General features: G+C 68.0%; 15 protein-coding genes. 6 read left to right on the forward strand and 9 right to left on the reverse strand.

Annotation, left to right across the window (positions count from 1 at the left end; translation table 11 throughout):
* Window positions 1–41 precede the first annotated feature (41 nt).
* From BM199_RS25030 to BM199_RS25040, 3 genes are all read left to right on the forward strand, one after another.
* Window positions 42–848 (forward strand): DUF3097 domain-containing protein, encoded by an 807-nt coding sequence (locus BM199_RS25030; RefSeq protein ID WP_091676176.1) that lies wholly within the window; start codon window positions 42–44, stop codon window positions 846–848.
* 89 nt (window positions 849–937) lie between these two features.
* Window positions 938–1,369 (forward strand): NfeD family protein, encoded by a 432-nt coding sequence (locus tag BM199_RS25035; protein ID WP_091676179.1) that lies wholly within the window; start codon window positions 938–940, stop codon window positions 1,367–1,369.
* Between the two features lie 147 nt (window positions 1,370–1,516).
* Window positions 1,517–2,812, forward strand: coding sequence for an SPFH domain-containing protein (locus BM199_RS25040; RefSeq protein ID WP_177242789.1), 1,296 nt, complete (start codon window positions 1,517–1,519; stop codon window positions 2,810–2,812).
* 97 nt (window positions 2,813–2,909) lie between these two features.
* On the opposite strand, the gene BM199_RS25045 is transcribed toward BM199_RS25040, so the two are convergent.
* From BM199_RS25045 to BM199_RS35000, 4 genes are all read right to left on the reverse strand, one after another.
* Complete coding sequence (locus tag BM199_RS25045; RefSeq protein WP_091676183.1) at window positions 2,910–3,671, reverse strand: SGNH/GDSL hydrolase family protein; 762 nt, start codon at window positions 3,669–3,671, stop codon at window positions 2,910–2,912.
* A 34-nt stretch (window positions 3,672–3,705) separates the two neighbouring features.
* On the reverse strand, window positions 3,706–4,221 hold the full coding sequence (locus tag BM199_RS25050; RefSeq protein ID WP_091676185.1) for a CGNR zinc finger domain-containing protein: 516 nt from the start codon (window positions 4,219–4,221) through the stop codon (window positions 3,706–3,708).
* Between the two features lie 294 nt (window positions 4,222–4,515).
* A complete protein-coding gene (locus BM199_RS25060; RefSeq protein WP_091676413.1) occupies window positions 4,516–5,481 on the reverse strand; it encodes a helix-turn-helix transcriptional regulator in 966 nt (321 codons plus the stop codon).
* Window positions 5,482–5,524: 43 nt separating this feature from the next.
* Window positions 5,525–5,659, reverse strand: a complete 135-nt coding sequence (locus BM199_RS35000) for a hypothetical protein (protein WP_281245754.1) — start codon at window positions 5,657–5,659, stop codon at window positions 5,525–5,527.
* A 125-nt stretch (window positions 5,660–5,784) separates the two neighbouring features.
* On the opposite strand from BM199_RS35000, the gene BM199_RS25065 reads away from it, so the two are divergent.
* Complete coding sequence (locus BM199_RS25065; RefSeq protein WP_091676191.1) at window positions 5,785–6,078, forward strand: putative quinol monooxygenase; 294 nt, start codon at window positions 5,785–5,787, stop codon at window positions 6,076–6,078.
* Window positions 6,079–6,082: 4 nt separating this feature from the next.
* On the opposite strand, the gene BM199_RS25070 is transcribed toward BM199_RS25065, so the two are convergent.
* A complete protein-coding gene (locus BM199_RS25070) occupies window positions 6,083–6,751 on the reverse strand; it encodes an NADPH-dependent F420 reductase (RefSeq protein ID WP_091676193.1) in 669 nt (222 codons plus the stop codon).
* Between the two features lie 92 nt (window positions 6,752–6,843).
* On the opposite strand from BM199_RS25070, the gene BM199_RS25075 reads away from it, so the two are divergent.
* Window positions 6,844–7,254, forward strand: coding sequence for a winged helix-turn-helix transcriptional regulator (locus tag BM199_RS25075; RefSeq protein WP_091676196.1), 411 nt, complete (start codon window positions 6,844–6,846; stop codon window positions 7,252–7,254).
* On the opposite strand, the gene BM199_RS25080 is transcribed toward BM199_RS25075, so the two are convergent.
* Window positions 7,222–9,234, reverse strand: coding sequence for a bifunctional MFS transporter/dTMP kinase (locus BM199_RS25080; RefSeq protein WP_245788655.1), 2,013 nt, complete (start codon window positions 9,232–9,234; stop codon window positions 7,222–7,224). The genes BM199_RS25075 and BM199_RS25080 overlap by 33 nt on opposite strands.
* A 5-nt stretch (window positions 9,235–9,239) precedes the next feature.
* Window positions 9,240–9,878, reverse strand: coding sequence for a GNAT family N-acetyltransferase (locus BM199_RS25085; RefSeq protein ID WP_091676198.1), 639 nt, complete (start codon window positions 9,876–9,878; stop codon window positions 9,240–9,242).
* A gap of 170 nt (window positions 9,879–10,048) precedes the next feature.
* On the opposite strand from BM199_RS25085, the gene BM199_RS25090 reads away from it, so the two are divergent.
* On the forward strand, window positions 10,049–10,666 hold the full coding sequence (locus tag BM199_RS25090) for a DinB family protein (RefSeq protein ID WP_091676418.1): 618 nt from the start codon (window positions 10,049–10,051) through the stop codon (window positions 10,664–10,666).
* A 78-nt stretch (window positions 10,667–10,744) separates the two neighbouring features.
* On the opposite strand, the gene BM199_RS25095 is transcribed toward BM199_RS25090, so the two are convergent.
* Complete coding sequence (locus BM199_RS25095; RefSeq protein WP_091676201.1) at window positions 10,745–11,692, reverse strand: helix-turn-helix transcriptional regulator; 948 nt, start codon at window positions 11,690–11,692, stop codon at window positions 10,745–10,747.
* A 119-nt stretch (window positions 11,693–11,811) separates the two neighbouring features.
* Window positions 11,812–12,882 carry a response regulator transcription factor gene (locus BM199_RS25100; protein WP_091676421.1) on the reverse strand — a complete coding sequence of 357 codons (1,071 nt, stop codon included), beginning with the start codon at window positions 12,880–12,882 and terminating at the stop codon, window positions 11,812–11,814.
* Window positions 12,883–12,963: the final 81 nt, after the last annotated feature.

Raw genomic sequence — 12,963 nt, forward strand, 5'->3', positions numbered from 1 at the left:
CGCGCTGCCAGTCCGGTCCCGGCCCGATACCGTCTGAGCCCGTGCGTTCCCACTCCTATGACGACGTGCTGGCCGGGCCACGCAAACGCAAGGTCGCCGAGGTTCCCGCGGAACCCGGACTGGTCCTCGAAGATCCAGCCAGCGGCTTCTGCGGTGCACTGATCCGCCTCGAATACGGCAACGCCGTGCTCGAGGACGCGCGCGGCAGACACCGGGTGTTTCCCCTCGGACCGGCCGCGTTCCTGCTGGAGGGCAAACCGGTCACCCTCGTTCCGCTGCCGCAGTCCGCTCCGGCGACTTCCGCGGTCTCGGCTTCGGGTTCGGTACGGGTCGCCGGTCTGAAGGCACGGACCGCTCGCGACTCCCGCATCTGGGTGGAGGGCAAACACGACGCCGAACTCGTCGAGCGCGTGTGGGGGCACGACCTTCGCGTGGAGGGCGTCGTCGTGGAGCCGCTCGACGGCGTGGACGAACTCGCACAGCGGGTCGAGGAGTTCGGTACCGGCCCCGGACGGCGACTCGGCGTGCTCGTCGATCACCTGGTGCGTGGCAGCAAGGAGTCGCGCATCGTGGACTCAGTCCAGGACGACAACGTCCTCGTCACCGGGCATCCGTACGTGGACATCTGGCAGGCGGTGAAACCGGAGTCCGTGGGCATCTCCTCGTGGCCGTCGGTGCCGAGGGGAGTGGAGTGGAAGGAGGGGATCTGTGCCGCGCTCGGCTGGGGCGAGCCCTACGAGGGCTGGCAGCGCGTGCTGGCCGGCGTCAGTTCCTTCCGGGATCTGGAAACACCGTTGATCGGCGCGGTGGAGAGGTTGATCGATTTCGTCACGGTGACGGAGGAGTGAGGTGGGAGCCTCGCCCGATCCAGGTCACGCGTGGATCACGTCCCGTCGCCGACTTAGTGCGAACCGTCACTTTCTGACAACATGTCCGCATGACACCGGCACTGATCTGGCTCATCATCGGGATCGCTCTGGTGGTGGCGGAAGTACTGTCCGGCGACCTCGTTCTGCTGATGCTCGGGTTCGGAGCGCTGGCGGCCGCCGGCTCCGCGGCACTGACCGGCAACATCTTCATCGACGTCGGAGTGTTCGCGGTCGCCTCCATCGGCTTGCTCGTGCTGGCCAGACCCGCACTGAAACGACGCTTTCTTTCCGGCCCTGGCGTGAAGACCAACACCGACGCACTGGTGGGTGCGCAGGCGATCGTGTTGTCGACGGTGGACGCCCAGAGCGGCCAGGTGAAGCTCGCCGGGGACGTCTGGTCCGCGCGGAGTTTCTCGGACGGTCAGGTGATCCAGCCTGGTGAGTCTGTGACCGTTGTCGAGATATCCGGAGCCACCGCGGTCGTCTCGGCGGAACTGTGACAACACCGCCTACCCAGGGGCCAAGCACCCGCATCCGGCCGTACCGGGCCGGAATAGTCTGAAGGGGAGAACGTTTTGGGGACCGCAGCGATAATTGTCGTCGCGATAATCGCGCTCTTCGTGATCGTCACGGTCGCGAAGGCCATCATGGTGGTACCGCAGGCACAATCGGCCGTCGTCGAACGACTTGGCCGGTTCCGGACGGTCGCCTCGCCCGGTCTGAACTTCCTGGTGCCGTTCCTGGACAAGGTGCGGGCCAGGATCGACCTTCGCGAGCAGGTGGTGTCGTTCCCGCCGCAGCCGGTGATCACCCAGGACAACCTGACGGTGTCGATCGACACCGTCGTGTACTTCCAGGTCACCGACTCGCGTGCCGCGGTGTACGAGATCTCGAACTACATCGTCGGTGTGGAGCAGCTGACCACGACGACGCTGCGAAACCTCGTGGGTGGCATGAGCCTCGAGGAGACGCTGACCTCCCGCGATCAGATCAACGGTCAGCTGCGCGGCGTTCTGGACGAAGCCACGGGCCGGTGGGGCATCCGGGTCGCTCGTGTCGAGCTGAAGGCGATCGACCCGCCACCCTCCATTCAGGACTCGATGGAGAAGCAGATGCGCGCCGACCGAGAGAAGCGCGCGATGATCCTCACCGCGGAAGGACAGCGGGAATCCGCGATCAAGACCGCGGAAGGGCAGAAGCAGAGCCAGATTCTCGCGGCGGAAGGTTCCAAGCAGGCGGCCATTCTCGCCGCCGAGGCGGAGCGGCAGTCCAGGATCCTACGGGCGCAGGGTGAACGAGCTGCCCGCTACCTTCAGGCGCAGGGGCAGGCGAAGGCGATCGAGAAGGTGTTCGCGGCCATCAAGGCGGGCAGGCCGACACCAGAGGTGCTGGCATACCAGTACCTGCAGACCCTGCCGCAGATGGCGCAGGGCGACGCGAACAAGGTGTGGCTGGTGCCCAGCGACTACGGCAAGGCCCTGGAAGGTTTCGCCCGCACCCTTGGCGCGCCCGGCGACGACGGGGTCTTCCGGTACGAACCGCCGAAGCACGAGGACGTGGAGCAGCCGCCGATCGAGGACGAAGAAGTGGCGGCCTGGTTCGACACGAGCACGGATCCGAAGGTGGCCGAAGCTGTGCGTGCGGCCGAAGCGGTGGCACGGCAGGAAGTTCCGGGCCCGCTGAGTACCCCGAGTCCGCGTTCGGTGCCGTCAGCGCTGTCGAGTCTGCGCGGCGGGAATCAGGAAGAGGAGCAGGAGAACCAGCCGGTTCCGCTGCCGAAGCGCTCGCCGGAGCCGCCCGCACCGGAGTTCCAGCGGCGCGGGGAGCAGGCACCTCCGCCGCCCCCGCCACCGGGGGCACCGCAGCCGCCCGCAGGCGGCCCGATGCCGCCGCCCGGAGGGCCGTACGGCGGTGGACAGGGTGGGCCGCCGCCGCGGCAGTAACGCCTGAACGAAAACGGGGCGGACCGAAGGATTCGGTCCGCCCCGTTTTCGTGTCCGGAACCTTGCGGCTGCACCGGCCAGGCGACACCTGTTCCGTTCAGAACGAGACGGGCTTCAACTCCGGGCGCTTGGCGGTCACGGTGTCACCGGAGGATTCGCCGCGCAGCCTGCGTCGGACCCAGGGAACCGCGTGCTCGCGGGCCCAGCGCAGGTTCTGGGCGCGTTGCTGCCTGGGATTCACCGACTCCCGAGGTCCGAGATCGACCGGAGTGAACTCGTGGGCCACGCCGAGCGCGTCGAGCACGGCGATCGAAATGGCGGCGTGCCCGTTGTGGTTGAGGTGGATGCGGTCCGCCGCCCACATGCGCCGGTCGCGCAGCATCCGCATCGCCCACATGTCCACGAGCAAGGCGCCGTGCCGCGCGGCGATCAGCCTGACATGTTCGTTGTAGATCGCGGTGCGGCCTCGCATGCGGCGGAACAACGGGTCCTCCACACCGTCGACTCCGGTGAAGAGGACTACCGTCGCACCCGTCGCGGTCAGCGCGCTCACAGCGTCGTCGTACACCTCGGCAAGTGCGTCGAGGTCGATTTTCGGTCGCATCAGGTCGTTTCCGCCCGCATATAGCGTCACCAGTGTCGGCCGCAGGTCCAGTGCCGGACCGACCTGTTCGCCGACGACATCGCGCAGCAGCCGGCCGCGCACGGCGAGGTTGGCGTAACCGAGGTCCGGTTCGTGGCGGGCGAGAACCTCGGCGGTTCGGTCGGCCCAGCCCCGGACCCCGTTGGGATAGGCAGGATCGTCGTCTCCGACACCCTCGGTGAAGGAGTCCCCCAGTGCCACGAAGCGAGTGTTCATGACCGCACTCTAAGCGTGGGGGGGTTGTGCTCTGTCACACGCGCTGCCGATCTCGATGTTGGGCGACGTGCACCCTGGTCGCGCATCGGGTGGAGCAGAACCGGCGTCTGCCGTTGCGGGAGGTGTCCACGTACACCGTCGCGCATCCCGGACTCGCGCAGTGCCCGATTCTGTCCGGGGCGTCACAGACGAGGTGCGCGAGCCCGCCCGCGGTGTAGGCCCTGATCCGGCTCACCGATCCGGCGTTCTCACTCGCGTAGTGCAGGTGCGGGGGCAGCCCGTCGTGCCGGGAGATGTACGGCCTGCAGGCGGAGTCGTCGAGGAGGGTGTTCACCAGGTCCGCGCGGGTGGCGGGGTCGGTCTCCTCGAAGACAGGTCGCAGTCGCTGGGCCCAGATCGCAGTTTCCGTGGCCTCTTCCTCGGTCAGGCTGGTCAGCGTCATGCCCTCCGTGCGGATGAGCGTGAGCAGTTCGGCCGCGGCACATGTGCTCGCGTTGACCAGCGCGGCCGCCACCTGCGCCGCCGCGCCGCCGTAAGGGTTGAAGTGCACCGACTCATTACAACACAGTGGTCCCATGAAGCAAGAACCCGCGACAACACGAGAGCGCTGCCCGAGATGCGGCTGTCCGGTGGACGAACTCGCCAGCGCATCCGTGTCGGAACACCGGACCTCCTCGGGCACGGTGAGCTACCGGCGCTGCATTTGTGGCAGTTGGCTGGTGCGAGTGCGCACCGCGGTCGTGGGCTCGACGGCTCCTGTCCCGTCCCTCGGCCGGGATCCGCGACTGCTTACGCCGGGGCCGGGGTCGGGGTGAAGCCGTACTACGCAGCGTGCGGTGCACTTTCAGTCGGGGGCGGCCGAGGCTCGCAGGACTCGCGCTCCCAGAGCCCGCAGGTACTCGGCGAGTTCGGGTGGTTCGTGGACCTCGAACTCACAGCCGAGCAGGACCAGCCGGAAGGCGACCCATTCCAGGGTGTCGCTGTGGCTGCGCAGCAGACATCTGTGTTCGTCGATGGGTTCGAGGTCGGCGAGTCCGTCGCCGATGCGGCCGAGCGCATCCGCCAGCGGCAGGTGCAGTGTCGCCACCGCACGGTAGGTGGGAGCGAGTGAGTACAGCTTGCTGGTGACGAACTCGGCCGCGTCGGCGGCGGGCAACTCCCGTGGCGTTGCCCGGGCTCCGGTGGCCAACGGTGCGGTGATCCGATCGACGCGGAAGATCCGCCAGTCGTCACGGACATGGTCGAACGCGACGAGGTACCAACGGCGTTGTAGCGGTACGAGCCGGTGCGGATCGACCAGTCGTTTGCTCTCCGCGCCTTCGCTGGAGCGGTAGGTGAAGCGCAGCCGTTCGCCGTTGGCCACCGTGCCCGCGAGCACGGTGAGGGTCACAGCGTCGACCTTCGGTCCTTCGCCGGGCGGCGCTGGAAAGGTAGCCGCGTTCAGCGTGGCGACCCGACGGCGCAGCCGCGGAGGCAGCACCTGTTCGAGCTTCGTCAGTGCCCGCACCGATGCCTCCTCGATTCCGTGCACGGCATGCCCCGCCGCATTGCGCAGCCCGACGGCGATGGCGACTGCCTCCTCGTCATCCAGCACCAGCGGCGGCATGGCTTTGCCCGCGACAAGGCGATATCCGCCGGTCACTCCCAGCGAGGCCGCTACGGGGTAGCCGAGTTCGCGGAGGCGGTCGACGTCTCGGCGGATGGTGCGCGGGCTGACCCGCATCCGCTCGGCGAGTTCGCTGCCAGGCCACTCCCGGGGTGTTTGGAGCAGCGCCAGGAGACTCAGCAGCCGCGAGGCGGTGTCGGTCATGCCGTTCAGCATGCCAGCCGAGTGGGACGAAAGCTGTCCTAATTCAGCGGCGTTCAGGTGGAACGTCGGCCTGCAGCAGGCGAGGCGACACGGCGAATCCGTGCCTGGCGTGCCACCGAAGCCTGGCGACCTCGCCCAGGTCGCCAGGCTCGGCAGGGCGGATGACAACTGAACTCACGTCCCCAATCTGACCTGGACGGCAGTTGCCGTAAAGGAAATTCGCGCGATCTGTCCCGCTGGGCCGATCCCGTTCGTCGTCCTGACGAACGCAACCGAACTGACGTGAGTGGAAGGAACAGCATCGTGGCGCTGATCGTCGCAGGCAAGGTCTACGTCGCCCCACAGGAGAGGGACCGGTTCATCGAAGGCCACCGGGAGCTCATCACCCAGGGGCGTGCGCATCCCGGTTGTCTTGATCTGGCCATCTCACCCGACCCGGTCGAACCGGGGAGGGTGAATCTCGTCGAATACTGGGAATCGGGGGAGGCGCTGGACGCCTGGCGCGCGATCGCACCTGCCCCGTCGACCTCGGTCCGCATCAGCGACGTCCAGGTCCTCAAGCACGAGGTCGCCAAGTCCGGTCCGCCCTTCGACTGACAGGTCAGGCCGGTGAATCGGCGACGGCCCTGGGAGACGCTGACGGTACTCGTGGAATCGCGGAGTTCGGGTCGAAGCCGGAAAAGGCGAGGCCGACGAGAAAGCCCGCCACCTCTTCCAGCTGACGAACGCGGGACAGCGGGCCCAGCACGGCGGGCACCGCACCGCTGTCGCGCACCAGTTCGCTGGTGGTCTCCAGTGCCCTCGGGTCGTCGCCGCACAGGGGCACGGTGACGGGGGCGGTGTGGTTGCCGGGGGTCGTCCACTGTTCGGCCGGGAACAGGTGGAATGCCTTCACCACATGCGCTCCCGGCGCCAGCGCGGCGATGTGGTGAGCCGCCGATCCGCCGGATCCGGTCAGCAGTACGCCGACGCCGTGCTCGACAGCGTTGGTCGGGTCGATCAGCGGCATTCCGGCGAGTGTGCCGTCGTTCGCGCCTGCACTGCGCAGTATGTCCTCGACACCGGACCACAACACCGCCAGCAGAACGGCGTCACAGCCGGTGCCGACGTCGGGTGGAGCGGCTGCCCGCGCCGCACCGCCGAGTCGAGCGGCAAGGGCCTTCGCCTTCACTTCCGACCTCCCACCGACGACAAGTTCGTGGCCCGCTCGTACCCAGCTACCGCCGAGTGCCTCGGCCATTGTTCCGGTGCCCAGAATCCCGATTCGCATCCGTCTTCCTCTCTCGCGATGTCTCTGCCGCTACGGTAGGGAAGGCGTTACGCACCGATAGGTGTGTAACGGAGACACAGGGGAGGGCGCGGATGGACGAGCACGAAAGCGGGTGCTACGAACAGGTGGCGGACTGCCGGCTGCGCGCGGCGACCGACCTGTTCGCCCACACCTGGTCGCCCGTCGTGCTCGCGGCGCTGAACTTCGGTCCGCTTCGACGACGAGATCTGCAGGGCTCGATCGGGGGCATCAGCGACAAGATGCTGACCGAGGCGTTGCGCCGGCTGCTCGCCGACGGGCTGATCGAGCGTCGTGCGTACCGGGAGGCTCCACCGCGTGTCGAGTATGGACTGACCAGGCTGGGACGCAGTCTGGTCGACGGCCCTATGGCCGCGCTTGCCCAGTGGACGGTGGAACACGGCGACGAGTTGTTCGCCGCACAGCAGCGAGCGGCGTCCTCGGCGGGTGTGTCACCGGTCGGAGCAGGGGAACAGCTCCGATAGCACGGGGTCGATCGCCGAGGTCACTCGTTCGGCGACCTCGTCCGCCGAGCCGTCCGCGTCCACCAGCAGGTAGCGGTCGGAGGCGACGGTGGCTATCTCGGACACCAGTTCCTCGACAGACCAATGTCCGGCCGCTGTCGCTTCGCCAGCCGGGACCGTCGGGGTGTCGAGCAGTACGACGAGGTCGGGCCGCAGCTTGGCCCCTGCCCAGTCGGCAAGACTGCGCAACTCGGCCCTGTCCACGTCGGCTGCCGTCGAGAATCGTGATTCGAGGACCCGCTCCATCACCACGACGGTGCCGGCAGTGAGCGCGGGCCGGACCTGGCACTCGACGATGTCGGCACGGACCGCCGCAGCCGCCAGCGCCCACGCCCGGTGGCCTTTCGGGGACGCCCGCAGGACCAACGCGGCGAGCCGGTCGTCGTCGGGTTTCACATCGCCGAACAGCACGGTGTGGTGACCGCGGGCGCGCAGGTGGGACGTGAGCCGAGTGGCCTGCTCTGCCGTGTCGGCCGCCCCGGAGCCCTCGACGGTGATCAGCAGGCCGCTTCCGGCATGCGGGCGAGGGCGGATCACACCGCGCAGGTCGGCAAGGATCGGTTCCGCCCTGCGCGTGTCCATCTGCCGGTAGGCGAGTACACCGACCAGAACGGCGAGCAGACCGCCCGCGAGGATCACCGGCCGGGTCCCGTCCACCGAGAACGTGTGCCGCCACAGGGTCATCGTCCGCGTCTGCATCATGGTGACCAGCAACGAGGACAAGGCGACCGAACACCCGAGGACGACCTTCAGCATCGCCTGGTACACCGCATTGACCCGGCCCCGCATCGAGTCCTCGACACGGGAACCGATGATGGTGACCCCGGTCAGGAAGGTCGCACCCGCGGCGGCGCCGACCACCACCGAGGCGACAAGCGACACCACGATGTGTGGCGACAGCGCCATCGGCACGAGCGCGGTGCCCGCGACGATGATCGCGGCGCCGAAGAGGCGTTCCTGCGGCAGTTTCGGCGCGAGTTTCGGCGCCCCGACCAACCCGGTGATCAGCCCCAGGAAGATCGCCAGGAGCAACAGGCCGAACGCGGCCTGCCCGCCGCCCAGGCTCAGCACGTACGACTGGGCCGCGCCCACGACCGCGCCTCCCGCGGCGAGCGCCCCCATCATCCCGAGCAGCAGGCCCCGAACCAGCGGCGTCCGCCAGACGTAGCCGGCGCCGTCCCGCACCATTTCCCACAGCCGTGGCGGTCGCTGTTCCTCGGTATGCGGAGCCGATGCGGCCGTGGTGTGCAGCGACAGTTCGGGAAGCCTCGTCACGATCATCGCCGCGCTGCCGAGGTAGAACAGCGCCGCGAGGACGATCGCTGCCTTGACCAGACCATTCGTGCCGAAGAACCCGGCAGGCAGTTGCAGGACCGTGCCCGCACCGGTGACCAGCACGAACAATCCGCCACCGACGAGGACGGAAAGGCCGTAGGTCATCACCAGGCCGACCTGAGTCGCGGCGGGCAACTGCTCGGGACGGCGCAACAGGTTGGGCAGCGCCGCATCCTTGCACGGAATCCACAGAATCGTCGCGACCTGCATGAGGAACGTGCCGGCGAAGATCCACCAGTAGGTGTCCGCGAACGCGATCGACAACAGCAGTCCGAACCGCACGACGTCGGCCGCGGCCATCACCGTGCGCCGGTCGAACCGGTCCGCGAGCAGTCCGCCGATCGGGGCGAACAGCAGTCCGGGTAGCAGGTTCGCGAACAGCACGCCGGGAAGCGCGAAGTTCACCCCGGTTGCGCTCGTCGCGGTACTGCTCGCGAGCGCGGCGAGCGCCAGTACCGTCAGCCAGTCCGCCGAGCTGCACAGGCCGGTGACCAGCCACAGCCGCCGGAAAGGTCGCAGCACCAGCACCAACCGCGCCTGATGAAACGTCGAGGCGCCCTGGCGCGCGACAGCGGTTCCGTCACCGGCGGCTGCGATTCTCACCACGACGGTCAGGGGTTCCAGACCATCGTCTGCTGGTGCAGGCGTGCGCTGCCGTGTCGAATCCCGGGGACCAGCGGAGACGGGCCGTGTTCGACGAATCCCATGCGCCGGAAGAACCGCACGGCGCGGGTGTTCTCGCGCAGGGTCTGCAGGTGACAACCAGGAGAGCCGGTCTCACTCAGCCGTTCGAGCCAGTGACTCATCAGTCCGCCGGCGGCACCGGTTCCCCGTGCCGCCGGCTCCACATTGATGTGCAGATGCGCGGGCCACCTGGCGTCCTCGAAGTCTCCCGAGGTGGGCACCCGCCGGGCTTTCGCGAGGACCAGATCAGCGAGGCTGCGGGCGAAGAAGGCCGCGGGCTTCGCACGCAAGACCAGGCGGTACTTCCGGATGGCCCGTTCCATCCGCTCGGTTTCGCTCGGAAAGCTCGCGGTGTCCGGACAGCCTGTCAGGTACCCGGCCAACGCTCCGTCGATCTCGGCGACGAACACCGACTCCGGCGCCAGGTCCAGGTACGGCTCGAGATAGACGGCGGCCTCGGATTCCGTGTGTCCCCAGAGCGACGCGGTGGGGCTGCCCTCGCCTGCGCGTTCGAACAGTGCATACAACTCTGCCCGATCGCGCTCAGCGAAGGTACGGATCTCCACTCGATGCACTCCCCAGTGTTCGCCCCGGAATCTCGATCCGCAGTCTGTCACCGACCCGCCGGTCCTTGGCGACTGGGCCAGCGGTGGCCAAATTCCGTGGCACGCGCGGTGCGGACTGTGGAATCGTCAGCGCCCGGCAGGCGCACCGAAACCGGCGTATCGGGGACACGATGACCACACCACCGCGGCTTCTCCCGCTGCTCGCGCAGTTCGACTTCGCCTGCCAACGCCTCGTGGACCGATTGAGCGGCCCGCGGATGGACAGCGGAGACGGGGAGCGTATCGAGGTCACGGCGATGACCGACGATGAGTACCTGTGGGAGCCGGTGCGGAACTGCTGGTCGATCCGCCCGCAAGCGGCTGGGCCGGGTCCTGGTGCGACGATGCTCGCCGGTGCGGGGGACTGGGGCCGAGACGCCGGACGCCCGCACCCGTGGCCGCCACCGATCACGACGATCGCCTGGCGGCTCGCTCATCTCAGCGAGATGCTCACCTTACGAGCGGACTACACGGTTGGCAGCCGTTCACTGACCGAACAGCACTACGTCTTCCACGGCGACGTCACCGGTGGGCTGCGCGACTTCGCGGAGGGCACGCGGTCGTGGCGGGCGGCGCTCGTGAGCGCCGACGACGCGGCACTCGACGAAGTCGGCCGTAGCTCCTACCCGTACGGCAGCGACCCGGAGGAGCCGTTCCTCGAGATCGTCTGGTGGGTCAATCAGGAAATACTGCACCACGGTGCGGAGATCGCTCTGCTGCGTGACCTGTACCGCGAACAGCGCGGCTGACCGCCACCGAACTGGTCGCGGGCTGATCCCGCAGAACCGCACTCTCGCCGCGGCAGTCTCGCTCCGCCTCCACGGCCGTCAATCCGGCGCGTACTGCGCGGTGAGCTCGGCACCGATCCGTGCGAGGTGAGCCCGAACCGGCTCCGATTCGATCACCTCCACCTGGTTGCCCCAGCCGGCCAGGTACTGCGCGATCGACAGCGGCGCCGGCGCGGCGACCCGCACCCGGGCACGGCCGTCGTCCAGGGTTTTCTCGACCTCGCAGTGGCGGCCGAACTGATCTCGCAACACCCAGACGAACTTGGGGTCGATGAGCACGATCGCCGATTCGAGCGAACGTTTCTGCTCAACCTCGGCGACGACGCGTTGCCACGCCTGCAACAACTCGAAGTCGTGCGGCCGGTCGGCCTCCATCTCGGTGAGGGTGATGTCGACGATCCGGTCCACCCGGAAAGTGCGCTGACCCTTCTCGGTCCCGGCAAGCAGATACCAGATCTCGTCCTTGTCGATCAGCCCCCACGGGTCGACCAGCCGATTCGACTCCTCTCGCTTGCGCCCCACGTAGGTCAGCCAGACTTTCCGCCTGCGCACCACGGCGTTCTGCAGCACGTTGATCCGCTCGGGCCGCTCGTGGTCGGACTCTCCCCAGCGGGCCGAATCGATCACCACAGCTTCGGCGGCGGCTTCCGCATCCGCGCGAAACGTCTGGGGGAGGGCCCGTACCAGCTTGCGCAGGGCCGACTTGAGTTCCGGTGCCGTGGCCGCCGAAGGGCCCGCGAGCAGGAACAACGCCTGGGCCTCGACGGCGGTGAGCCCGGTGAGATCGGTCCGGGCCCCACCAACCAGCGACCAGCCGCCCCCGCGACCCGGTTGCGGATAGACCGGAACACCCGCCGCGGACAACGACTCGAGGTCGCGGCGTGCTGTCGCGACCGACACCTCGAGCTCCCGGGCCAGCTCGGCGGCCGTCAAGCGGCCACGGCTCTGCATCAGCAACAGGGTGGCGACGAGACGGTCAGCGCGCATGACGTCAGCATGACAAACAAAGTGCTCAGAGGTGAGCAGTTTGCCGCTGGCCTCGTCTCCTTCTGCGCCGCGACCTCGCCGCTGCGGCGGCTGGAAGGTCAAGACCGACGAAATGGCCGTCAATCTCGCCATACCCGGATACGGGTGTCCAGATTCAGGGTCCGGTAGTGCTCTGTATAGAGCTTGGCGACCAGTTCGCCGCGGCTGGCAACGCCAGTCTTCGCGAAGATGGCCTTCACGTGGTCGCGGACCGTGTTTTGCGAGATGTACAACCTGTTGGCCAGTTGCGCGGTGGACAGGCCGCGGGCGATGAGCTGGGTGATCTCCACCTCGCGGTCCGTCAAACCATAAGCCGCGGTCAGCAGGGACGCGATCTCCGCGGCTCTGGCCGACTCGACGACGACCATCGTCTGGGTCGGTGTTCCGTCGGCGTCACGCAGGCAGGACGCCTGGAACACCAGCCACCTGCCAGCGTTGTCACGGGCCCGGACACGCACGCCCTCCTCAGTCAGGGCGCGGGCGGCCGTGCTGTGGATCCACGCCGGGATCTGAATGCCGAACCGGGTCGGCGCCGAAGGACCTGGAGGCATGTCGCGGAGGACTTCGCGTGCTTCGTCGTTGATCGACAGCAAGGTGCCGGAGGCGGCGAACAGCAGCAGGCCGGGGCCCTTCGCGCCATCGGCCACAGTTCCCGTTGCGGGCACGGCGAAGGAGCGAAGACGCTTCCCCAGGAAGGAGGTCAGGCCGGCCACGATGTCGATATCACCACGGCCAAAACGCCCCCGTGAGCGGTAAAGGCTGATCTGGCCCCACCACTGGCCGTCCACACGCAACACGGCACGCAGCTCGTCGTCCAGTCCCCTCGGCTGCAGGAACCGGCGATAGATGGTGCTGTGTTCGGGCATGTCGCCTGTGCTGTCACGCAAGGCTGCCACCGGGACCGGGGCACGGGCAAGATCGCGGAAGCGGTTCACCGTCTCCGACAGGAGTTCGCAATCCCAGTAGGTGGCACAGCCGTCCTCGCCCAGGTTCTCGGCACGCATTGGCGCGGTGACCAGTCCGGTTGCCGGGTCGGTGGCCTGCATGATGGCGGCATCGAACGTCATGCGACGGCGTAGTGCGGTGGATGTCTCGGCGAACAGGGCCAGTGCGTCCGACGCCGTGGCCATGGCTCCGCGCTCGCTCGTCATGACCATGATCATCGTCTCCTGTGCGAAGGGGGAGCAATCCCGAAAACGGGGGATGGAGCCGACGGTGCGTTCGGCAAAGAC

The sequence above is a fragment of the Amycolatopsis marina genome (assembly GCF_900111885.1).
GTDB lineage: Bacteria > Actinomycetota > Actinomycetes > Mycobacteriales > Pseudonocardiaceae > Amycolatopsis > Amycolatopsis marina.

What these genes read in the sequence shown, in the direction of transcription:
- BM199_RS25035 (WP_091676179.1), top strand. Translation starts at nt 938, where the DNA reads ATGACACCGGCACTGATCTGGCTCATCATCGGGATCGCTCTGGTGGTG.
- BM199_RS25040 (WP_177242789.1), top strand. Translation starts at nt 1,517, where the DNA reads ATGGTGGTACCGCAGGCACAATCGGCCGTCGTCGAACGACTTGGCCGG.
- BM199_RS25045 (WP_091676183.1), bottom strand. Translation starts at nt 3,671, where the DNA reads ATGAACACTCGCTTCGTGGCACTGGGGGACTCCTTCACCGAGGGTGTC.
- BM199_RS25060 (WP_091676413.1), bottom strand. Translation starts at nt 5,481, where the DNA reads ATGACCGACACCGCCTCGCGGCTGCTGAGTCTCCTGGCGCTGCTCCAA.
- BM199_RS25070 (WP_091676193.1), bottom strand. Translation starts at nt 6,751, where the DNA reads ATGCGAATCGGGATTCTGGGCACCGGAACAATGGCCGAGGCACTCGGC.
- BM199_RS25075 (WP_091676196.1), top strand. Translation starts at nt 6,844, where the DNA reads ATGGACGAGCACGAAAGCGGGTGCTACGAACAGGTGGCGGACTGCCGG.
- BM199_RS25090 (WP_091676418.1), top strand. Translation starts at nt 10,049, where the DNA reads ATGACCACACCACCGCGGCTTCTCCCGCTGCTCGCGCAGTTCGACTTC.
- BM199_RS25095 (WP_091676201.1), bottom strand. Translation starts at nt 11,692, where the DNA reads ATGCGCGCTGACCGTCTCGTCGCCACCCTGTTGCTGATGCAGAGCCGT.
- BM199_RS25100 (WP_091676421.1), bottom strand. Translation starts at nt 12,882, where the DNA reads ATGACGAGCGAGCGCGGAGCCATGGCCACGGCGTCGGACGCACTGGCC.